The organism is Martinezella sp. CNPSo 3957 (genome assembly GCF_057784395.1).
On the sequence record NZ_JBXSOU010000014.1, the window covers coordinates 55,744 to 77,687 of the forward strand.

Genomic DNA, 21,944 nt, shown 5'->3' on the forward strand with positions numbered 1-21,944 from the left:
TACCTGGCGAATGCAGATGCCTCTATGTATCAAATGACGCGTTTGCGATCAGGTTTATCGGAGAAATCCCATGGCGACATCCGTTTCCAACGTCAGGACCGACCATGCCAGCCGCTATCTCCAGCAGCTCTGCAAGCATTGGAGCCATCGCTTCAGCGTGGAATTCGATGCGGCTGCCGGCAGGGTGCCGTTCAGCGCGGAAAACTTCCTCGATCTGGCGCCGAGCCCGGCAACCTCGTCATGACACTGACGGTCGAGAAGCCCGAAGACCTCGAGCGCATGCAGAACGTCGTTGCCGACCACCTCAAGCGCTTCGCCTTCCGCGAGGAGCTCGACGTGAGCTGGACTGCCCGAGTTTAAGTTTCCATCCTCTATTTATAACCAGCCAACGGCGAGTTTCGATCGCCCGCGGCAGACGCTCACCAAGGAAAGAAGCCCTCATGACATCAAGCAATAGCCGCGAATCCCAATATCCGATCGACAAGCTCTTTCTCGACCGCTGGTCGCCGCGCGCCTTTTCCAACGAGACCCTGCCGGAAGCCGACCTGCTGACCATTCTGGAAGCGGCTCATTGGGCACCCTCCGCCTCGAACCTGCAGCCCTGGCGTTTCCTCTATGCTCTGCGCGGCTCGGAACATTGGGACCGGTTTTTGAGCGTCCTGATCGACTTCAATCAGGGTTGGGTGAAATCCGCTGGTGCGCTGCTTTTCGTCATTTCCCGCACTCACAGCGGCGAGCTTGGCTCCGCCGAGCAGAAGCCCAGCTATAGCCACTCCTTCGATGCTGGCGCGGCCTGGGGCTTCCTAGCCATCCAAGCGCATTTAGCCGGCTATGAAGCTCATGGCATGACGGGCTTCCACGTCGAAAAGGCATATGAGGTTCTCGGCATTCCGGATGGCTTCCGCGTCGAGGCTGCCGTTGCGATCGGCAAGATCGGCGACAAGAATCAACTTCCGGAAAAGCTGCGCGAGCGCGAAGTGCCGAGCCAGCGCAATCCGCTCTCTGGACTAGCCTTCAACGGCACCTTTATCGCCAAGTAATTGATAAAAAAGGAAAGGCCCGCCGAAACTATCCGGCGGGCCTTTTATGTCTTCGTCGAACGATCAGATGTCGAGATTGGCGACGTTCAGCGCGTTGTCCTGAATGAACTCGCGCCGCGGCTCGACCTCATCGCCCATGAGCCGGGCAAAGAGGCCGTCTGCATCGGTCGCATCCGTGACCCTCACCTGCAGCAGCGAGCGGACGTTCGGGTCGAGCGTCGTTTCCCAGAGCTGCTCGGCATTCATCTCACCGAGACCTTTATAACGCTGCAGCGTCAGCCCTTTGCGGCCGCCGGCGAAGATCGTGTCCAGCAGCTGGCGAGGGCCGGAAATCTCCGTCTCTCCATCGCGGCGAACGAGTTTTGGCGGTGTGACATAGACTTCCTTCAACCGCGCGCCGAGCTGATCGATAAGGCGGGCATCCTGCGAACCGATCAGCGCCATGTCGAGGAAGACGACTTCCTTGACGCCGCGTACGGTGCGCTCGAAGCGCAAGCCACCCTCGCCTGTCACGGCACCACTCCAGCCGCGCTCGGTTTCCTCGGCAATGACATCTAGCCGCTTGGCAACGTCATTGGCGAGCGCCTCCGCACGCGTGGGATCGCTAACCATTTCGGCGTTGAGAGCCCCCGCAATAGCGGCCTGTTCGACGACAGAGCGATTATAGCGGGAATGCAGATTGTCGATCAGCGTGCGCAGACGAAGCGCGTCGTAGATCGCCTCGCGCAGATCCTGACCGGTACGGACCTCGCCGTTGCCGAGGCGCAGGCTCGCATCGTCCGTGCCCTGGCCGATCAGATATTCTTCCAGCGCCTTCTCGTCCTTGACATATTGCACCGACTTGCCGCGCGTCACCTTATAAAGCGGCGGCTGGGCGATATAGAGATGGCCGCGCTCGATGAGATCGGGCATCTGCCGGAAGAAGAAGGTCAGCAGTAGTGTACGGATATGCGCGCCGTCGACGTCTGCGTCCGTCATGATGATGATCTTGTGATAGCGCAGCTTTTCGGCGTTGAATTCGTCCTTGCCGATGCCGGTGCCGAGCGCGGTAATGAGCGTACCGATTTCCTGGCTCGACAGCATCTTGTCGAAGCGTGCGCGCTCGACGTTGAGGATCTTGCCGCGCAGCGGCAGGATGGCCTGGTTTTCGCGCGAACGGCCCTGCTTGGCCGAACCACCTGCCGAGTCGCCCTCGACGAGGAAGACCTCGGACTTGGCGGGATCACGCTCCGAGCAGTCGGCAAGCTTGCCGGGGAGCGAGGCGATATCAAGCGCGCCCTTGCGGCGGGTCAATTCGCGGGCCTTGCGGGCAGCTTCGCGGGCAGCTGCGGCTTCTACGACCTTGCCGACCAGAACCTTGGCTTCGGACGGATGCTCTTCGAGCCACGTGCTGAGAGCTTCGTTGACCAGGCTCTCGACGACGGGGCGAACTTCGGAAGAAACCAGCTTGTCCTTGGTCTGCGAGGAGAATTTCGGATCGGGAACCTTGACCGACAGCACGGCGGTCAGACCTTCGCGGCAGTCGTCGCCGGTCAGCGTCACCTTTTCCTTCTTGGTAATGCCCGAGCTGTCCGCATAAGAGGTGATCTGGCGCGTCAGGGCAGCGCGGAAACCGGCCATGTGCGTGCCGCCATCGCGCTGCGGGATGTTGTTGGTGAAGCAGAGTACGTTTTCGTGGTAGCTATCGTTCCACCACATCGCAACTTCGACGGTGATTCCGTCCTTCTCGCTGCGGATCGAAACCGGCTTTTGAACCAGCGGCTTCTTGGCGCGATCGAGATAGGAGACGAAGGCTTCCAGGCCGCCGTCGTAAAGCAACTCTTCCTGCCTGACGTCGGAATGACGCTTGTCGGTCAGAAGGATACGGACGCCGGAATTCAGAAAGGCGAGTTCGCGCAGACGATGTTCGAGCGTGCCGTAGTCGAACTCAATCATGGTGAAGGTTTCGGAGCTCGGCATGAAGCTTACTTCGGTGCCGGTCTCGTCGCCCGCATCACCCGTTTCCTTCAGCGGTGCATCCGCCACGCCATGGGTGAAGCTCATTTCATGGATCTTGCCCTGGCGGCGGATCTTCAGCTTTAGCCAGACAGACAGCGCATTGACGACCGAAACGCCGACGCCATGCAGGCCGCCGGAAACCTTATAGGAATTCTGGTCGAACTTACCGCCGGCATGAAGCTGGGTCATGATAACCTCAGCCGCCGAAACACCTTCGCCGCTGTGAATATCCGTCGGGATGCCGCGGCCGTTATCGGTGACCGTGACCGAGCCGTCGGGATTGAGCGTCACCGTTACGATATCGGCATGGCCGGCCAAGGCCTCGTCAATGGCGTTGTCGACGACTTCGTAGACCATGTGATGCAGGCCCGAACCGTCATCCGTATCACCGATATACATGCCGGGACGCTTACGCACCGCATCGAGGCCTTTCAGGACCTTGATGGAATCTGCGCCATACTCGGCGTTGCCACCATTATCGGTTACGGATATGTCGGTCATATATTGAAGTCTTTCCAGTGTTTAGAGAACGCTGCCGATCCGTAGAGCACGATGCCGAAAAGTGTGAGCGGTTTTCGGACGACATCATGCTCTACTTCTTTGAGTTTAGAGCGGATTCAGATTTTAGGTCGTTTCGACCTGAAATCATCCGACTCTAACGAATCAGCGGTTTTTCCTAGCCTGTATATAGGATGTTTCACCCTGAAGTTCCAAACGGAAGGCCCCGAAATCAGGTATAAAACAGGGGATTAAGGCGGTTTTCAGCCGGTTTTTCCGGCATTTTCCAGAACCTTCGAGAGTTCGCGGATCGTTGCCGCGTCAAGGCTGCGGATCTTGCCCGCCAAGTGATTGACAAAGGCCGTATATTCCGGCGAAAGCCCGGAGGTGTCGACGACAACGCGGGGGTCGGAAAACCGCGCCAGCAGGAACAATTCTTCGGCCTCGTCCCAGATGATGTTGAAATAGCCGGCGATGCGCTGCAGGAGATCGAAGGTCGGCAGGCCACGCTTTCCGTGTTCTAAGGCGGATAAATAAGCCGGAGTCACGTTCAGCGCAGCCGCCATCTGCTTCTGCGAGACGCCCTTGCGCAGCCGCAGCTTGCGTACCGCTTCGCCGAACGGGGTCAAAGCTTCTCCCCCTTGAAGCGCGACAGGCGGATATAAAGCGCACCCTCGCCGCCGTGATGCTGCGCCGCCGTCTCGTAAGAGGAAATCAGAAAGCGGAATTCGGGTTTGGAAAACCAGAGCGGTACGGCACGCTTCAGGGCTCCCTCGCTGCCCATGGAGCTGCCCTTGCCTGTTATGACGAGCACATGGCGAAGGCCGCGGCTATGGGCGCGCAACAGGAAATCCAGAAGCATGCCATGGGCCTCGCTCTGGATGAGGCCGTGAAGATCGATCCTGGCTTCGAGCGCCAGATGACCCCTGGCGATCTTACGCTTGACGGGGCGTTCGAGCGGATGATGACGGCCGGCGGGCTGCTTTACAGGCGCGGAAGCTTCCGGTGTTTCCGCGGATACAGGCGCCGGCTTTGCCTTTGCGGCTCGGGTGCGCTCCTCGCTTTCGGCTTCCGCCTGCAGCGCCGCCTCGAAAGCCTCGATGTCAGCTATCCGGCCCGGCATAGGGCGCGTGCTCTTGGCGACCTTACCCCAGAGGATACGGTCTTCCGTGCTGAGCTTTCGTTCCTTGTTCTGCCGTTCCGGGGCCATCAGCCGAACCTCTGCGCCGCCGCCTTCGGGATGAGTATATAAAAATCGGCGTCATTGCGCACGATACCGGCAAGCTCGCCGGCATCGTAACCGGAGCCGGTAAAGATATCGCCACGCGCCGGCCCGACGATCGCCGAGCCCGTATCGAGCGCCAGCATCAGCCGGGCGAACGGCTTGCCGGCGTCGAGGTGCGTCAGGCTTTCCGAACGGATGAAAAAGGGAAAACCGAAGGTGTGGATGAGCCTGTCGACCGCAAGGGAACGGCCAGGTACCAGCGGCACCTTCGCCGCTGCAATCGGCCCAAGAGCCGGGTCGCTGACATCGGCCTCGCGGAAGAAGATATAGGATCGATTGTGCCAGAGGACTTCATCGACCTGCTTGGGATGTGCGTAAAGCCAGTCGCGGATCGTCTGCATGGAGATCGTCGCGCGATCCAGCAGGCCACGGTCGATGAGCAGACGCCCGACCGCCGAAAAGGGATGACCGGCCTTGGCGGCATAGGTGATGCGGCCGAGGCGCCCGTCCGGATAGCGCAGACGTGCCGCGCCCTGCACATGCACGAAGAAGATATCGACCTTGGATTTCGCCCAGGCGATCTCCAGGCCCTTACCTTCGAGATAGCCGCGATCGATTTCGCCGCGGTCGGGATAGGCGGAAATCGAACCGTTCTCAAGCCTGCCGAACATGTAGGTCGGATCGAGCTGGGCAGGGCGATTGCTGTCATCCAGATCGATGAGATCGTCCGGGCGGCGATAAAAGGGATAGCGGTAGATCTCGTTAGGCTCGGCGGAGACTTCGATTTCCGGCTCGTAGAATGCTGTCACGAAGCCCGCCGCGCCGCTACCACGGCGAATGAAAAAGGGCTGACAGCGTTCCTCGAAGAAAGCCCGGGCTTCGGCCGCATTGCGCGGTTCCTTGCCTTCCGCCGCTTCGAGGAGCGTCAGGAGATCATCGGCCGTCAGTCCCACTGCACCCGTGCGATAGGGCTTCACATCGCGGATATGGGTACGACAGTCCTTCATCGCGCGAAAAAGGCTGGAAGGATCGTCGTCCTCCCAGCCCTTCAGATCGGCGAAGGTTGCCGGCTCCAGCCTGAAATCCTGCGATAGGCTCGTCATTGTTCCGATTCGGTCGCCACAAGTTTCCAGTTCGGATCGCGCGAACGCGTGTCCCGGGCGAAGGTCCAGAGATCGCTGACCTCGGCCACGGCTTCGGCATCGCCATCAATCAAAGTGCCGGCCTTGTCGTAGGTGGCCGAGATCATCTGGCTGACGATGCGCATGGTGATGAGGACATCCGTTCCCTTCACCTCGGCGGTGACGATATCGGCCTTGTCGATACCGACAAAGGTGGACTTCACCTTTTCGCCCCTGGCTTCACGTTCGGCGATGGCGGCATCGAAGCCTTCGTAGACCTCGCGCGACAGCAGGCCTTTCAGCGACTTGCGATCACCCTCGGCAAAGGCCATGACGATCATCTCATAGGCCATGCGGGCACCGTTGACGAATTCCTTGGGATTGAAGGAAGGATCCGCCTTGCTTACGTCGCGCAGCGAATCATTGAGCGGCGTGCCGGCCGGAGTAAAGGCATCGATGGCAGCAAAACGATCTTCCTCTTCGGTCCCGTCACGGCGCGGCAAGGTCACCACCTTGCCGGCATCCGGTGCCGTTGGGCCATTGGCCGGATCTGCGGAACCATAGAGATCGCGCGGCGGCTTCTCATTCCCCGTGCGGCGGCCGAGAACGCTGCGCAGCTGAAAGAAGATCAGCACCGCTGCCACCAGGAAAAAGATCGTCACAAAATCGTTTGCACCCATCTCGTATCGGAACCACCGTTAAAATTAAAAGATCAATCCCCATATAGTCCGCATCGATCTATCATTCAAATAGCGGACCGGTTTCTTTATTATACGCGCGAAACCAACGCTTACGCTAAGAAACCCCGCTCTCAGGACCACCGTAACATGCGCCTATCGCTTCTTCCTATCTTCGTCTTTCTGATGCCTCTGGCTGAAATTGCCGGATTCATCGTGGTTGGAAAGATGATCGGCGTCTGGGCGACACTGGGGCTTGTCATCCTCAGCGTGCTGCTTGGTGCTGCTCTTTTGAGAATCCAGGGCATCGGCATTCTTCAACGCATTTCGGCCGAAAGCCGCAATGGCGGCGATCCCGGCCGCGAGATGGTGCATGGCGCCATGATCGTCGTTGCCGCCTTCTTCCTGATGCTGCCCGGCTTCATCTCTGATATCATCGGCCTGCTGCTTTTCATCCCTGCCGTACGCGATCTCGCCTGGCAGGTTTTGCGCAAGCGCATCGTCGTTGTCGGCAATTCGCGGGCGTTCCGCCGCGGGCAAGGCTCGGGCGCCGGACCGCAGAGCCGGCCGAACAAACCCGGAAACGTCGTCGATCTCGATGAAGGCGATTTCCATCGGGAGCCGAACCGCAACTCGCCCTGGTCGGACCAAAAGCGGCTGGAAGACTAGAGAACGGCCTCCGGAGTGCCGGAGCCATAAGGGTTGTAAGCCCCTTTTCTAAATGCTAGATGGCGACACCCATCGAGACGTGAGAGGACACCCCCATGGCCAACGAGACCAACGGCAACGGTGCTGCCAGCCCGAGCCTCAGCATCCTTGCTCAGTACACCAAGGATCTTTCCTTCGAAAATCCGGGTGCTCCGCGCTCGCTCCAGGCCCGGGAAAACTCTCCCGACATCAATATCAATGTGAATGTCAACGCCAACCCGCTGTCGGATTCCGATTTCGACGTCGTGCTGACGCTGAGCGCCGAAGCCAAGGATGGCGAGCGCGTTCTCTTTCACACCGAGCTGGTTTATGGCGGCGTCTTCCGCGTCACCGGTTTCCCGCAGGAACACATGCTGCCGCTGCTCTTCATCGAGTGCCCGCGCCTGCTGTTCCCCTTCGCACGCCAGATCATCGCCGACGTCACGCGCAATGGCGGCTTCCCGCCGCTGATGATCGACCCGATCGATTTCGCGCAGATGTTCACGCAGCGCATGGCCGAAGAACAGGCCCGCGCCCAGGTTTCGGCCGTTCCGAACTGAGCCTCGATTTTTCCTGCTCTGGAAACGAAAATGCCCGGATCGCACGTCCGGGCATTTTCTTTTGATTCTTGAAAAAATGCCCTATTCGGAAGCAGGGTATTTCGACCAGATTCCCTTCGTGCCGAGCTTGGCGACCAGCGCCGCATGAGCCGCAAGCTCCTCCTCGGTCAGCCGGCTCGGCAGCGGAGCGGGCCGCGCGAAGATATCGACGACGATTTCCTCTGCGACATCGTTCTGGCGCGAGCGCGCCGATGAACCGGTGGCACTGCCAAGCCCAAGGGCCGTCTGCCGGCCACCGATCATCTCGATATAGACTTCAGCCAGCAGTTCGGAGTCGAGCAGCGCGCCGTGTTTCGTGCGGTGCGAGTTGTCGATGCCATAGCGACGGCAAAGAGCATCGAGCGAATTCGGACCCATCGGATGTTTGCGCCGGGCCATGGCCAAAGTATCGATCACCATGTCGGGCAGGATCGGCGGCCGGCCTAGCCTTGCGAATTCGGCGTTGACGAAGCCCATGTCGAAGGTGGCGTTATGCGCGATCCATTTGGCATCGCCGAAGAAGTTAAGGATCTTGTCGGCGACCTCTTCGAAGGGCGGCTTGTCCTTCAGCGATTCATCGGTGATGCCGTGCACCGCGAGCGCATCCGGATGCACCTTGCGATCACCCGGATTGATATAGAGGTGTAGCGTATTTCCTGTCGGGAAATGGTTGATAAGCTCGATACCGCCAATTTCGATGATACGGTCGGCCCTGTTGTCGAGGCCCGTGGTTTCCGTATCGAAAATGATTTCGCGCATATCGAAACTCCGCTTTCCTATGTCTTGCTCTGCTGTTTGCGCCGCAGATCCGCAATGATCTTTCTGACCTGTTCGCCGGCCGCCTCGATACTTCCGCCGGTATCGATGACGTAATCGGCGCGCGCACGCTTTTCCATGTCCGGCGTCTGGCGGGAGAGAATCATGTTGAATTTTTCCTCCGTCATGCCCGGTCGGGCAAGCACCCTCTCCCGCTGAATCTGTGGATCGCAGCTCACGACAACGATCTTATCCACTCGTTTGTCGGCGCCGGTTTCGAAGAGCAGAGGGATATCGAGCACAACCATGCCGGCGCCGGCCTTGCGTTGACGTTCCAGGAACTGACGCTCGCGTTCGCGCACCAGCGGATGAACGATGGCCTCGAGACGCTTGAAACCGGAGGGATCGCTGGCAAGCTTGCGGCTAAGCTCCTGCCGATCGACCTTGCCGTCGCTGGTCGTTCCCGGAAAAGAAGCCTCGACTAGCGGCACGGCTTCGCCACTATAGAGATCATGCACGACCGCATCGGAATCGTTCACCGGTATTCCGGCTTCAGCGAAGAGTTTTGCCGAGGTCGATTTTCCCATGCCGATCGATCCGGTGAGCCCGATCTTGATCATATTAGTGTTTTTCCATGTCGGCGATGATCAATGCCCTCAAGGTTTCATCGACCGCCGGACGTTTTCCGAACCATTTCTCGAAGCCCGGCACGGCCTGATGCAGCAGCATGCCGAGGCCATCGACGATGGCGAAGCCCTGGGCCTGCGCCTGGGCGAGAAGCGGCGTCTTCAGCGGTACATAGACAATGTCGGTGACGACAGCGCCTTCTGCAAGAGTGGAAAAATCGATGCGGGGCGCTGCTTCGCCGTCCATGCCGAGCGATGTCGTATTGATAAAAAGACCGGCACCCTGCATGACCTCGCCGAGTGCGGCCATGGGATGGGCATGGATCCGGTCGCCGAAGCGATCCGCCAATTCCTGCGCCCGCCCGACCGTGCGGTTGACCACATGAATTTCCTTGAAGCCGCGGTCGCGTACCGCCTGGATCACGGCGCGGCTGGCACCCCCTGCCCCGAGGACGACGGCACGATAGCTACGATCCCAGCCAGGGTGACGCTCATCCAGATTTGCCGTGAAGCCGCGGCTATCGGTGTTCGTTGCGTGCAACTCGCCGCCTTCGAGCCACAGGGTGTTGGACGCGCCCAACTCTTCCGAAAGTTCGTCAGGCCGATCGGCGAGTTTGAATGCCGCTTCCTTATGGGGGATGGTGACGTTGCCGCCGACGAAGCCGCTTGTGCCGTCCTTCAAGGATGCAATGAAGGCTTCGAAAGCTTCTGCCGCAACCTCATGGGCGCGATAGCTGCCGGCCAGACCGAGCTGCTTCAGCCAGTATCCGTGGATGAGCGGCGAGCGCGAATGCTTGACCGGATAACCCGTTACAAAAGCGTTTACGCTTTGTGTTTCACGTGAATCATCCATCGACAGTCCCCAACTCTCGCAGTTTTTCCAGAAGCGGCAGCATCGGCAATCCAACGATGGTGAAATAGTCGCCGTCGATTTTGGAGAAGAGCTGGATGCCTTCACCTTCCAGCTGATAGGCACCGACGCTCGACAAAGCCTTATCGCCGACGCGGCCCAGATGGCGGTGAATGAAATCGGCCGACAATTCCCGCATGGTCAGATCGGCGTGAGACACATGCTCCCATATAATGTCGCCGTTGCGCGCGAGCGCGATGGCGCTGTTCAGCCGATGCGTCTTTCCGGACAAGGTCCGCAGATGATTTTCCGCATCAGCTATCGACTTCGGCTTATGGAAGACCTGGGCACCCAACGACATGGTCTGATCGGAACCGATGACGAGCGAGGCGGGAAAGCGATCGCTCACCTCTTTTGCCTTCGCCTTTGCCAGCACGAGCGCGACCGCATCCGGGCTGGCGCCACCCAGTTCCAGCGGTGCTTCGATCGCGCGCTCATCGATATCGGCAGCGATCGCCTGAAAATGCAATCCGGCGTTTTCCATCAGCATCCGCCGAAATGGACTGGAGGATGCAAGGATAAGGGGCGAGGTCATGACGGCTGCCTCCGAGATAGTCATGGGGAGCGCTTAGCGCAGCTTGGGGCGCAGGGCAACAATGGCGGCGGCAGTCTCTTCAATGGAACGGCGTGTGACATCGATGATCGGCCAGTTGTGCCTGGCGCAAAGCGAGCGGGCATATTTCAGCTCTTCGGAGATCGCAGCCCGATCGGTGTAGTCGCCTCGATCGAAGCCGGGCGTCGTGCCGAGGATGCGGTTTTCGCGAACCTGCGAGATACGGTCGGTCGTCGCGACAAGTCCGACGATCAAGGGCTTCGTCGCCCTGGCAAGGCTTTCCGGCAACGGCACGCCATAGACGATCGGAATGTTTGCTGTCTTGATGCCGCGGTTGGCCAGATAAATGCTCGTCGGCGTTTTCGAGGTGCGGCTGATACCGATTATGACGACGTCGGCGTCGTCATAATCATCGGGCATCTGGCCATCATCGTGATCCATGGTGAAGTTCAGCGCTTCGATGCGGGCGAAATAATCCGCATTCATTACATGCTGCGCGCCGACGCGGCGGCGCGAGGCCGTGCCGAGATAGGTCTGGAACACGTTCATCACCGGCTCGAGAACATTGACTGATGGTACGCCCATCTCCCTGCAGCGCTCGGCGATGAAATCGGCAAGTTCTCGATCGACGATCGTATAGAGGACGATACCCGGGCTGTGGTCGATCGCCTCCAAGACAGGCAGAAGCTGCTTGCGGTTTCTGATCAGCGGATAGACGTGCTCGATCGGCTGGCTGGCATGGAATTGCACGGAGGCGGCGCGGCCGGCCGAGATGAGAGTCTCGCCCGTTGAGTCAGAAATCAGGTGCAGATGAAAGAAGCTCGTCCGGTTTTCCACGCTACTTTCCATCACCTGTTGATATCTCGGGAGAAAAGAGAGGTACGAGAAGGGGGCTATCTAGGGCAAGTGGAAAACGGCCGAGTTTTCCACATTTGGAATTTTCGAGAGAAGGCTTTCGCGGCGGCTGTGGGCAATGTGGATAAGAGTGGCAACACCTCCCTCATCCCCGACTTGTCCCCAGATGGGGAAGAGCCAAATTTCTCTTCAACCTGCTCAAAAGATTGGAAAATCGCCTTTCTTTTCCACATATCGGCTTGTGATCTCGAAACCTCTTCCAATTCCATGCTCGAGGCGCGACAAATTGGACAGGCAAGGGATGAACTTTAATCCTTGCTACTCACCGACTCTAAGAAATAGAAACCTTTCAATATATGTTTGGTTTTATATAGGACGACGTCTGTGACCGATGAACGCCGGAAGATCATGCGGGTCTTGAGCGGAGAAACGCTCAGCCCTCCCCCTATCTGGCTCATGAGACAGGCAGGTCGTTATCTACCCGAGTATCGTGAAACGCGTGCGAAGGCCGGAAGCTTTCTCGATCTCTGTTATACGCCTGACCATGCCGTCGAAGTCACGCTGCAGCCGATCCGGCGTTATGGCTTTGATGCTGCCATTCTTTTCTCCGACATTCTCGTCATCCCCGATGCGCTGAAGCGGAATGTTCGCTTCACCGAGGGACATGGGCCGGAAATGGACCCGATCGACGAGGCGGGTATCCTGGCTTTGAAACCAGAGGGCATTCTGGCCTATCTGGAGCCCGTCATGGAGACGGTGCGACGGCTGCGGCGGGACCTGCCCCAGGAAACCACGCTTCTTGGCTTCTCTGGAGCTCCCTGGACCGTTGCGACCTATATGATCGCCGGACACGGCACGCCGGATCAGGCTCCTGCCCGGCTGTTTGCCTATCGCTATCCTAAGGCCTTCGAACATCTGTTGATGCTGCTTGCCGAGATCTCGGCCGATTACCTCGTGGCGCAGATCGATGCCGGTGCGGATGCCGTGCAGATTTTCGATTCCTGGGCGGGCGTGCTTGGTGAGAAGGAATTCGAGGCTTTCGCCATCAAGCCCGTCGCGAAGATGATTGCGTCGATCAAGGCGCGCCGGCCGCGGGCTCGGATAATCGCCTTCGCCAAGGGAGCGGGCTATCTGCTGAAAACCTATCGGCAGAAGACCGGTGCCGATGCGATCGGGCTTGATTGGTCGGTACCGCTCGCCTTCGCGCGGGAGCTTCAGAAGGATGGCCCGGTGCAGGGCAATCTCGATCCGATGCGTGTCGTTGCCGGCGGCAAGGCGTTGGACGACGGGATCGACGATATCCTGCAGCAGCTCGGGAATGGCCCGCTGATCTTCAATCTCGGGCACGGCATCACGCCGCAGGCCGATCCGGCCAATGTGGCGGCGCTGGTCGAACGCGTGCGGGGATGGAGGAGCTGATGACGGTGGAAAAGCAGACGGATTCCGCGGCGGGCCAGAAGGCTGGACGGCGGGCCTATTTCATGATCCTGATCTTTGCGGCGCTGGCGATCGGGCTTTTCGCCTGGCATCCGGCCGATCTTTATCTTTGGATCAAGGCGCTGCACATCATCGCCGTCATCTCGTGGATGGCCGGCATGTTCTATCTGCCGCGGCTTTTCGTCTATCACACCGACGCCGAACCCGGTTCGCAGCAATCTGAGACGTTCAAGGTGATGGAACAGCGGCTGTTGCGCTACATCATCAACCCCGCGATGATTCTGACCTGGATTTTCGGGCTTTATCTTGCCTGGTCGGTGTATGATTTCCAGGGCGGGTGGCTGCATGCCAAGATCGGGCTTGTCTTGGTTCTTTCGGGCGTTCACGGCTATTTCAGCAGTGCGGTGCGCGCCTTTGCCCGCGACGAGAACAAGCATTCGGCGCGTTACTGGCGTGTCATGAACGAGGCGCCGACGCTTTTGATGATCGCAATCGTCATTCTCGTGGTCGTCAAGCCGTTTGCGTGAAGCGGGGCTGTATTAGGGGCGGCGTTAAATTTCTTTCATTTTGCCTGCCCCCCTTGCGGTTCAGAAAGTGAGTCGCTATTTTCCCGCCATCTTCTCTTCGTGGCATGTATCCATTCTGTCGCCCGCGAGCGCCCCTATCGCGGTTCTGAATACGAGCAACATTGCCTTTCCCCTCCTAAAAAAATGAGTAATTCCCTTCATGGCTGAAATGAAGCTTCAGGAACTGAAAAATAAATCCCCGACCGATCTCCTGGCCTTTGCCGAATCGCTCGAGGTCGAAAACGCCAGCACGATGCGCAAACAGGAACTGATGTTTGCAATTCTGAAGGAATTGGCGAGCCAAGACGTAGAAATCATCGGCGAGGGCGTCGTCGAAGTTCTGCAGGACGGCTTCGGTTTCTTGCGTTCCGCGAATGCAAACTATCTTCCCGGTCCGGATGATATCTACATCTCCCCCTCCCAGATCCGCCGCTTCTCCTTGAAGACCGGCGACACGGTCGAGGGACCGATCCGCGGACCGAAGGAAGGCGAACGTTATTTCGCACTCCTGAAAGTCAACACCATCAATTTCGACGATCCGGAAAAGATCCGTCACAAGGTTCACTTCGATAATCTGACGCCGCTCTATCCGAACGAGCGTTTCCGCATGGAACTCGACGTGCCCACGTCGAAGGATCTTTCGCCCCGCGTGATCGATCTCGTCGCGCCGCTCGGCAAGGGCCAGCGCGGTCTGATCGTCGCTCCGCCGCGCACGGGTAAGACCGTCCTGCTGCAGAACATCGCCCATTCGATCACCGCCAATCATCCGGATTGCTACCTGATCGTTCTGCTGATCGACGAGCGTCCGGAAGAAGTGACGGATATGCAGCGCTCCGTCCGCGGCGAAGTCATCTCGTCGACCTTCGACGAGCCGGCCGTCCGCCACGTCCAGGTCGCCGAAATGGTCATCGAAAAGGCCAAGCGCCTCGTCGAGCACGGCCGCGACGTCGTCATCCTGCTCGATTCCATCACCCGCCTCGGCCGCGCCTACAACACCGTCGTCCCCTCCTCCGGCAAGGTCCTGACCGGTGGTGTCGACGCCAACGCCCTGCAGCGCCCGAAGCGCTTCTTCGGTGCGGCGCGTAATATCGAAGAAGGCGGTTCGTTGACGATCATCGCGACCGCCCTCATCGATACCGGCAGCCGCATGGATGAAGTGATCTTCGAAGAGTTCAAGGGTACCGGTAACTCGGAAATCGTTCTTGACCGCAAGGTTGCCGACAAGCGCATCTTCCCTGCCATGGACATCCTCAAGTCCGGTACGCGTAAGGAAGACCTTCTCGTTCCGCGCCAGGATCTGCAAAAGATCTTCGTTCTCCGCCGTATCCTCGCGCCCATGGGCACGACCGATGCGATCGAATTCCTGATCGACAAGCTCAAGCAGACGAAGAACAACCCGGATTTCTTCGATTCGATGAACACCTAACCTGCTACGGGATTGCTCCCGTCAAAGGTTTGTCGGTGATGAATAGTGCTATGATCGGGCTGCGTTATGCGGCCCGATTTTGTTTTTGATGTATCGAATGTCAAAGTCAGAAATTCTTCGGCAATCGATTCGGATGCGGTTCAATCTGATGTTGGCGACAGGTGAGACAATCTATGCACTATCCAGTGGCGGATTACCCGCTGGAGTTGCTCTGGTGCGTATCAGTGGAAATGGAGCTTTTTACGCGGCGGAGTCGCTCGCTGGCGCGTTGCCGACGCCACGACAAGCGGCTCTTAAAACGATTCGGACTCGTAACGGTCTCATTATCGATCGAGCTCTTGTCCTGACTTTTCCCGGTCCGGCCTCCTTCACGGGTGAGGACTGCGTGGAAATTCACGTTCATGGCGGCAAGGCGGTCGTGAACGCGCTCCTCGACGAGCTCTCGAGCTTCGAAAACTTTCGCCTGGCGGAACATGGTGAGTTCTCCCGACGGGCGCTGGAAAATGGAAAGATGGATCTGGTCGAGGTAGAGGGCCTTGCCGATCTTATCAGCGCCGAAACCGAGATGCAGCGGCGGCTCGCGATGGAGCATGCCGCCGGCGGGCTATCCGACCTCTATAACAGCTGGGCGGATCGTTTAACGCGCGCGCGCGCTCTGATCGAAGCGGAGCTGGACTTTGCCGATGAGGATGATGTGCCCGGTTCTGTATCGGATATGGTCTGGGCGGATATGAGGCAATTGCACCGCGAACTGTCTGATCATCTCGCAGGCGCCGATCTCGGCGAGATCATTCGCGACGGGCTGAAGGTGGTGATTGCAGGCCCCCCCAATGCCGGTAAATCCAGCCTGATGAACGCGCTAGCGAAGCGTGAAGTGGCGATCGTCACAGACATTGCCGGAACCACCCGTGACGTGCTGCACGTCGATCTGAATATTGAGGGATATGCTGTCAAGCTCTACGATACCGCTGGTCTGCGGGAGACGGACGAGCTCGTCGAGCGGGAAGGCATTCGCCGTGCGTTACGCACCGTGGCAGACGCGGATCTGGTTTTATCCCTTGCCGAAATCGGCGAGGAACCGCAACGCATCTTTCCGGGGTTTGCCGGCAAGGTGCTGACTGTCGGAACAAAATCTGATATTCACCCCGATGTTCACGACGGTTATGATGTGGTGATATCGGCCGCGACCGACGTCGGGCTGGCTGAGCTGCATGAGCTTCTCCGGAAGGATCTGCAGGCGCGTTCGGGGATGCTATCCTTAGCCCTGCCGAGTCGGCTTCGTCATCGCACATTGCTGACGGATAGTCTTCGTGCAGTGACGGCAGCGCTTGCGTCGGAAGATCGAGGTCTGGATATCAGAGCGGAATATTTGCGGCAGGCAGCCACAAGCTTGGGGCGCATAACCGGGCGCGTCGATGTTGAAGATCTACTAGATGTGATCTTCTCGGAATTCTGCATCGGCAAATGATTCACGTGAAACAGAGAGCGGCACACTCTCGCTGAACGTTTCACGTGAAACCTTCTTGACTCCTGAAATTGGTGTGCCAAACAAACGGCACGACCGAGGACTTGATGATGTTCGATAAAGCGTATGATGTGATTGTTGTGGGCGGTGGCCATGCCGGAAGCGAAGCTGCCGCTGCATCGGCGCGCCTGGGTGCATGCACCGCGCTCGTAACGCATAAGCGCGAGACGATCGGCGTCATGTCCTGCAATCCCGCGATTGGCGGGCTTGGCAAGGGACATTTGGTTCGAGAAATTGATGCCCTTGATGGCCTGATGGGCCGGGTTGCCGATGCCGCCGGCATTCAATTTCGCATGCTCAATCGCAAGAAAGGCCCGGCAGTGCGCGGCCCCCGCACACAGGCGGATCGTAAACTGTATCGCCTGGGCATGCAGGCAGAAATCGCCGCCATCGACAATCTCGATGTTATAGAGGGTGATGCTTTCGATCTTGCCTTTGAGCACGGCCGCGTGTCCGCCGTAATCTTGAAGGACGGACGTCATATTCCCTGTGGCGCGGTCGTCTTGACGACAGGTACTTTTCTTCGCGGCCTTATTCACATCGGCGACAAAAAGATACCGGCGGGCCGCGTCGGAGAAGACCCCTCTATTGGACTCTCGAATACGTTGCTCCGGCACGGACTGGCATTGGGTCGTTTGAAGACTGGGACACCTGCCCGGCTTGATGGTGCAACGATCGATTGGGGCTCGGTCGGGCGCCAGGGTGCGGATGAAGATCCAACGCCCTTCTCCTTCATGACGGATGCCATCGTGAATCCGCAGATCGAATGCGGTGTTACCCGCACGACGCCGGAAACGCATAGAATTATTGTTGAAAACCTGAAGCGGTCAGCGATGTATTCAGGGCAGATTGAAGGTGTCGGGCCACGTTATTGTCCTTCCATAGAGGACAAGATCGTCAAGTTCGGGGAACGTGACGGTCACCAGATCTTTCTCGAGCCAGAAGGTTTGGACGACACTACGGTCTATCCAAACGGCATATCCACGTCCTTGCCCGAAGAGGTTCAGGACGCGTTTATTAGGACCATTCCGGGGCTGGAACGAGTTCGTATTCTTCAACATGCTTACGCGATCGAATACGACCATGTCGATCCGCGCGAATTGAAGCTGTCCCTGGAAGTGGAAAAGATTCACGGTCTTTTTCTGGCAGGCCAGATCAATGGCACAACGGGATATGAAGAAGCTGGCGCTCAGGGGCTCGTTGCCGGACTGAATGCTGCGCGTCTAGCGGCGGGCGGCAAAGCAATCGAGTTCAGTCGAACGGAATCCTATATTGGGGTGATGATTGACGATCTGACCTCGCGTGGCGTCGCGGAACCCTATCGCATGTTTACATCGCGGGCGGAGTATCGCCTATCGCTACGGGCAGACAACGCAGACGTTCGTCTGACGCCGATGGGTATTGCAGTAGGCTGTGTCGCCTCTGATCGGGCCCTGCGCTTTGAGCAATATATAAAGACTCTCGATCAGGCCCGCCATCACTTGAAGAGCTTAACGGTGACGCCAAATGAAGCGGAACGCGTCGGAATGCATCTCAACAAGGATGGCCAACGCCGCTCGGCTTATGAGCTTCTTTCGCATCCCGGCCAGTCTATTGAAAGTCTCTCGCGCATTTGGCCGGAACTGCATTCAATACAGCGAAAGATTGGCGAGGCGATTGAAATCGAGGCGGCCTACGCTGTTTATATGGATCGCCAGACCGCCGATATCGTTCAGGCTCGGAGAGAGGAAGAACGTGCCATACCGGCAGAATTCGACTTCTCCGCTATTTCGGGATTATCCAACGAGCTGAAGCAGAAGCTCACGTCCGCCCGCCCCAAGAATATTGCGCAAGCATCACGCCTTGACGGAATGACGCCGGCTGCAATCTCTTTGCTGTTGGCTTATCTAAGGAAGTTGAGTACAGCCCAAGAGCAGAAACTCGTTTCCTGACAATGCAAGGTTAGAGAGTCCATAGTATGGAATTGAACGGCGTACGTGTTTCACGTGAAACACAGGAGCGGCTGCAACATTTTGCGCAACTCTTTCAAAAATGGGCAAAGACCATCAATCTTGTCGCACCGTCCACGATCGATGATCTCTGGCGTCGCCATATTTCGGATAGTGCGCAGATTTTTCAATTGCATCCCGTAACCGATCATTGGGTTGATTTGGGAAGCGGCGGCGGATTTCCGGGCGTGATAACTGCGATCCTGCTTGCAGAAAAAGGCGCAGGTCATGTCGATTTGGTCGAGAGCAATCAGAAGAAGGCTGCCTTTTTGCGCGTCTGCCTGCGTGAGTGCGATGCCCGCGGCGCGGTTCATGCCATTCGTATCGAAGAAGCGCCCGCGGTCATCCAGAACTGCGATGTGATCTCCGCTCGCGCACTTGCGGAGCTTGAGACGTTGCTGGACTACGCAGAGCCTTGGCTCAGGCGCAATGAAAATCTCCGCCTTCTGCTGCATAAAGGCCGGGATTACGAGCGGGAGCTTCAGAAAGTCCGTGGTCGTTGGCAATTCGATCTGGTAAAACATCAGAGTGTCGTTGAGCGAGATTCGGTTATTTTGGAATTCAGCCACCTTCGACGCCTGATTTAACCATAATTGGATATGCGGCAGATGATCGGCGAGCGAAACCGGATTATTACCATCGCAAATCAAAAGGGCGGCGTCGGCAAGACGACGACGGCAATCAACCTCGCGACGGCCCTTGCCGCTATCGGCGAGCGTGTCCTGATCGTCGATCTCGATCCGCAGGGCAATGCCAGCACGGGTTTGGGTATTGAACGGCGCGATCGCAAATTGTCTTCCTATGATCTGCTGGTCGGTAGCCACGGCATCATGGATACGGTGCAGGAAACGGCCGTGCCGAATCTCTTCATCGTTCCATCGACCATGGATCTGCTCGGGATCGAGATGGAGATTGCGCAGCAATCTGATCGCGTCTTCAAGCTGCGCCGTGCGTTGAATGCGCCGGATGCGCTCTCCTTTTCCTATATTCTCGTTGATTGCCCGCCCTCGTTCAATCTCCTGTCGATGAACGCGATGGCTGCGGCGCATTCCGTTTTGGTGCCGTTACAATGCGAATTTTTCGCCCTGGAAGGCCTCAGTCAATTGCTGGAGACGGTCGATCAGGTTCGGCGCACGGTCAATCCATCTCTGGATATCCAGGGGATCGTCCTGACCATGTTCGATTCCCGCAATAATCTAGCGCAGCAAGTGGTGAGCGACGTACGGACCCATCTTGGCGAAAAAGTCTACCACACGTTGATTCCGCGCAACGTACGCGTGTCCGAGGCGCCTTCCTATGGCAAGCCAGCCATTCTTTACGATCTGAAGTGCGCAGGCAGTCAGGCCTATCTCCAGCTGGCTTCCGAAGTCATTCAAAGAGAGCGGCAGCGGAAAGCTGCTGCCTGATATCTAGTATTTGTTTCAGGGTGAGTATCGGCAATGAATGATGATCTTTCGAAGCGGCGCCTTGGGCGCGGACTGGCGGCTCTCATTGGGGAGATGGATCAGCCGACGCCCGTGGATGCAAGCCGACCGGCGGTCAATCCCGATCGCTTGGTCCCGATCGAATTCATCAGTCGCAACCCGCGCAATCCTCGCCGCTATTTCGACGAGACCGAGCTGCATGATCTTGCCAGCTCCATTCGCCAGCATGGCATCGTACAGCCGGTCGTCGTTCGCACCGTTTCCACCGATCGGTACGAAATTATTGCTGGTGAACGACGCTGGAGGGCGGCGCAGCTTGCCGGGTTGATCGAAATCCCGGTGATCGTTCGGGATGTCGATGATAAGACCGCACTTGAGATCGCGATCGTCGAGAATGTGCAGCGAGCGGATCTCAATCCCCTGGAAGAGGCGCTGGGTTACGAGCAGCTGATCGCCGAACACGGCTATACGCAAAACGATCTCGGCGAAATCATCGGCAAGAGCCGCAGCCATGTCGCCAACTCTCTGCGTTTGTTGAAGCTCCCCGATCCGGTGCGCGATATGCTTGCCGCGGGTTCGCTTTCCGCCGGCCATGCCCGCGCCCTGGTTTCGACCTCCGATCCGACGGGACTTGCGAGAACCGTTGTTTCAAAGGGCATGTCGGTTCGCGATGCCGAGCGTCTCGCGCAGAACGACATTAAGGCTCAGAATGACCCCCGCCCCGCCGGTGCGCGCAGGGATGAAAAGGATTCCGATACGCTGGCGCTCGAGCGCACACTGTCGGACACACTCGGGCTGGATGTCTCGATCAATCATCGCGGCAATGGCGGCCAGGTGAAGATCAGCTATAAGACGCTGGAGCAGCTTGAAGAGATATGCCGGCTGCTGGAGCGCCGGTAACATAGAAAAAATGCAATAAGAACAATATATTAGCGGAGAGCTCTGGCTTTTTCCGAGATTTGCGTGCTCTTGATTCCCGTGAAACGTCAGCCCTTGCGGGCTGATTGGAGAGTGGTCGCAAGCAGCGTTTGCGTTGCGATCGTGTCTTCGAGGCTGGCGCGCTGACGCGTTTGCAGAATGGCCATTTGCAGCCTGTTCATCTCGCGGGCAATGGCGGGAGCGTTCCAGCTTTTCAGCGCCTGCTCGATCACGGGCTTTCGTCTGAAATGGAGATGGCGCCCATGCGTCTGCATGACCTGAGCGGGTGCGAGGCGCTTTTCATCCATCTCGGCCCGCATCGTGTCAAGCATCTGAAACTGCCTCAGACAGCCTTGCAGTACGAGAAACATCGGCGTTTTGGACGAGGCGATTTTCTGCATGGCATGCAGAAAGGCGCCGGAATCCCCTTTTAGAATCGCATCAACGGCATCGTCGGTAGAAATGGCGCTGGCATCGCCAATAATTTCGATCACGTGCTCTTCTTCGATCGTCCCCTGCCCGCGGCAGTAAAGCGCGAGCTTGCGTACTTCGTTGCGCGAGGCGATGCGGTCGCCACCGAGAAGTTCGAGCAGTGCCTGGCGGGCAGCAGATGAGATGCGCAGGCCTTCATTCGCCAATTCGGTGTCGATCAGATTGTTGAGGGCTCTTGCGTCATCGGCATAGCAGGGAATGGTTGCGACAGTTCGAGCCGGCTCTGCCACCTTGCGCAATCCCGATCCCTTCTTGAGATCGCCAGCCTCGACGATGACAAAACTGGCATCGGGCGGATTGTCCGCGATGATCTGCAGCGCATCGACCAGCGCCTTCTCATTGGCGGCGCCGCGAATCCAGACGAGCCTTTCGCCGCCGAACAGGCCCATCGCGTTGACTTCGTCAAGCAGGCGGCCAGCGTCATTCTGCAGGTCGCCGACGTCGAGCTTGATGAGGGAAAATGCGTCACTGAGATCGACGCCCGTCTTGCCGGCAATCTGCGCGGCGCGTTCGGAAACGAGACCGTGATCCGGACCATAGATCACGAAGATCCGGTAATTGCGCGCGGCATTTTGCAGGAATCCGTCAAATTCATGAGACTTGATTTCTGCCATGCCGCGCTC

General features: G+C 58.1%; 22 protein-coding genes and 1 pseudogene. 12 read left to right on the top strand and 11 right to left on the bottom strand.

The annotated features are described in order from the left end of the window. Nucleotides 1–70: 70 nt before the first annotated feature. A pseudogene (locus tag AC13QE_RS25705) lies at nt 71–360 on the top strand (DUF2218 domain-containing protein). An 80-nt stretch (nt 361–440) separates the two neighbouring features. Then, nucleotides 441–1,040, top strand: a complete 600-nt coding sequence (locus AC13QE_RS25710; RefSeq protein ID WP_015338178.1) for a nitroreductase family protein — start codon at nt 441–443, stop codon at nt 1,038–1,040. A gap of 63 nt (nt 1,041–1,103) precedes the next feature. Here the strand turns inward: AC13QE_RS25710 and gyrB are convergent, their stop codons facing one another. From gyrB to AC13QE_RS25735, 5 genes are all read right to left on the bottom strand, one after another. Next, on the bottom strand, nt 1,104–3,539 hold the full coding sequence (gyrB, locus tag AC13QE_RS25715) for a DNA topoisomerase (ATP-hydrolyzing) subunit B (protein WP_488485819.1): 2,436 nt from the start codon (nt 3,537–3,539) through the stop codon (nt 1,104–1,106). Nucleotides 3,540–3,799: 260 nt separating this feature from the next. Then, nucleotides 3,800–4,165 (bottom strand): helix-turn-helix domain-containing protein, encoded by a 366-nt coding sequence (locus tag AC13QE_RS25720; protein ID WP_069613918.1) that lies wholly within the window; start codon nt 4,163–4,165, stop codon nt 3,800–3,802. Next, a complete protein-coding gene (locus AC13QE_RS25725; RefSeq protein WP_132719632.1) occupies nt 4,162–4,746 on the bottom strand; it encodes a Smr/MutS family protein in 585 nt (194 codons plus the stop codon). Before AC13QE_RS25725 ends, AC13QE_RS25720 begins: the two co-directional genes overlap by 4 nt. Further along, complete coding sequence (gene mltA / locus AC13QE_RS25730) at nt 4,746–5,864, bottom strand: murein transglycosylase A (protein WP_488485820.1); 1,119 nt, start codon at nt 5,862–5,864, stop codon at nt 4,746–4,748. Before mltA ends, AC13QE_RS25725 begins: the two co-directional genes overlap by 1 nt. After that, nucleotides 5,861–6,562, bottom strand: coding sequence for a Tim44/TimA family putative adaptor protein (locus AC13QE_RS25735; protein WP_015338173.1), 702 nt, complete (start codon nt 6,560–6,562; stop codon nt 5,861–5,863). Before AC13QE_RS25735 ends, mltA begins: the two co-directional genes overlap by 4 nt. A gap of 147 nt (nt 6,563–6,709) precedes the next feature. On the opposite strand from AC13QE_RS25735, the gene AC13QE_RS25740 reads away from it, so the two are divergent. Next, complete coding sequence (locus AC13QE_RS25740; protein WP_488485821.1) at nt 6,710–7,228, top strand: FxsA family protein; 519 nt, start codon at nt 6,710–6,712, stop codon at nt 7,226–7,228. A 95-nt stretch (nt 7,229–7,323) separates the two neighbouring features. Beyond that, nucleotides 7,324–7,806: a protein-export chaperone SecB gene (secB, locus tag AC13QE_RS25745; protein WP_015338171.1), complete on the top strand. Its 483-nt coding sequence runs from the start codon at nt 7,324–7,326 to the stop codon at nt 7,804–7,806. Nucleotides 7,807–7,887: 81 nt separating this feature from the next. Here the strand turns inward: secB and dnaQ are convergent, their stop codons facing one another. The 5 genes from dnaQ to AC13QE_RS25770 are packed head-to-tail and all read right to left on the bottom strand — an operon-like array spanning nt 7,888 to nt 11,527. After that, entirely contained in the window at nt 7,888–8,604 is a 717-nt protein-coding gene (dnaQ, locus tag AC13QE_RS25750) for a DNA polymerase III subunit epsilon (RefSeq protein ID WP_488485822.1), read from the bottom strand. Between the two features lie 17 nt (nt 8,605–8,621). Further along, nucleotides 8,622–9,221, bottom strand: a complete 600-nt coding sequence (coaE, locus tag AC13QE_RS25755) for a dephospho-CoA kinase (RefSeq protein WP_488485823.1) — start codon at nt 9,219–9,221, stop codon at nt 8,622–8,624. A gap of 1 nt (nt 9,222) precedes the next feature. Next, entirely contained in the window at nt 9,223–10,080 is an 858-nt protein-coding gene (locus tag AC13QE_RS25760) for a shikimate dehydrogenase (RefSeq protein ID WP_488485824.1), read from the bottom strand. Continuing rightward, entirely contained in the window at nt 10,073–10,672 is a 600-nt protein-coding gene (locus tag AC13QE_RS25765) for a Maf-like protein (RefSeq protein WP_488485825.1), read from the bottom strand. The genes AC13QE_RS25760 and AC13QE_RS25765 overlap by 8 nt, the downstream gene beginning before the upstream one ends. Nucleotides 10,673–10,705: 33 nt before the next feature. Then, on the bottom strand, nt 10,706–11,527 hold the full coding sequence (locus tag AC13QE_RS25770; RefSeq protein WP_488485826.1) for a pyruvate, water dikinase regulatory protein: 822 nt from the start codon (nt 11,525–11,527) through the stop codon (nt 10,706–10,708). Nucleotides 11,528–11,929: 402 nt separating this feature from the next. Between AC13QE_RS25770 and hemE the strand changes: the two genes are divergently transcribed. The 8 genes from hemE to AC13QE_RS25810 all read left to right on the top strand — a co-directional run bounded on the left by hemE (nt 11,930) and on the right by AC13QE_RS25810 (nt 20,811). Next, nucleotides 11,930–12,964 carry a uroporphyrinogen decarboxylase gene (gene hemE / locus AC13QE_RS25775; protein ID WP_488485827.1) on the top strand — a complete coding sequence of 345 codons (1,035 nt, stop codon included), beginning with the start codon at nt 11,930–11,932 and terminating at the stop codon, nt 12,962–12,964. Beyond that, complete coding sequence (gene hemJ / locus AC13QE_RS25780) at nt 12,964–13,509, top strand: protoporphyrinogen oxidase HemJ (protein ID WP_488485828.1); 546 nt, start codon at nt 12,964–12,966, stop codon at nt 13,507–13,509. Before hemE ends, hemJ begins: the two co-directional genes overlap by 1 nt. Nucleotides 13,510–13,708: 199 nt before the next feature. Then, entirely contained in the window at nt 13,709–14,974 is a 1,266-nt protein-coding gene (rho, locus tag AC13QE_RS25785) for a transcription termination factor Rho (protein ID WP_015341775.1), read from the top strand. Nucleotides 14,975–15,107: 133 nt separating this feature from the next. Further along, nucleotides 15,108–16,442 (top strand): tRNA uridine-5-carboxymethylaminomethyl(34) synthesis GTPase MnmE, encoded by a 1,335-nt coding sequence (gene mnmE / locus AC13QE_RS25790; RefSeq protein ID WP_488485889.1) that lies wholly within the window; start codon nt 15,108–15,110, stop codon nt 16,440–16,442. 107 nt (nt 16,443–16,549) lie between these two features. After that, nucleotides 16,550–18,430, top strand: a complete 1,881-nt coding sequence (gene mnmG / locus AC13QE_RS25795; protein WP_488485890.1) for a tRNA uridine-5-carboxymethylaminomethyl(34) synthesis enzyme MnmG — start codon at nt 16,550–16,552, stop codon at nt 18,428–18,430. A gap of 26 nt (nt 18,431–18,456) precedes the next feature. Next, entirely contained in the window at nt 18,457–19,074 is a 618-nt protein-coding gene (gene rsmG / locus AC13QE_RS25800) for a 16S rRNA (guanine(527)-N(7))-methyltransferase RsmG (protein ID WP_488485829.1), read from the top strand. 21 nt (nt 19,075–19,095) lie between these two features. Further along, on the top strand, nt 19,096–19,893 hold the full coding sequence (locus tag AC13QE_RS25805) for a ParA family protein (RefSeq protein ID WP_488485830.1): 798 nt from the start codon (nt 19,096–19,098) through the stop codon (nt 19,891–19,893). Nucleotides 19,894–19,926: 33 nt separating this feature from the next. Beyond that, on the top strand, nt 19,927–20,811 hold the full coding sequence (locus AC13QE_RS25810; RefSeq protein ID WP_488485831.1) for a ParB/RepB/Spo0J family partition protein: 885 nt from the start codon (nt 19,927–19,929) through the stop codon (nt 20,809–20,811). 86 nt (nt 20,812–20,897) lie between these two features. Here AC13QE_RS25810 and holA read toward each other — a convergent pair whose 3' ends face one another. Continuing rightward, entirely contained in the window at nt 20,898–21,935 is a 1,038-nt protein-coding gene (gene holA / locus AC13QE_RS25815) for a DNA polymerase III subunit delta (protein WP_488485832.1), read from the bottom strand. Between the last annotated feature and the right edge of the window lie 9 nt (nt 21,936–21,944).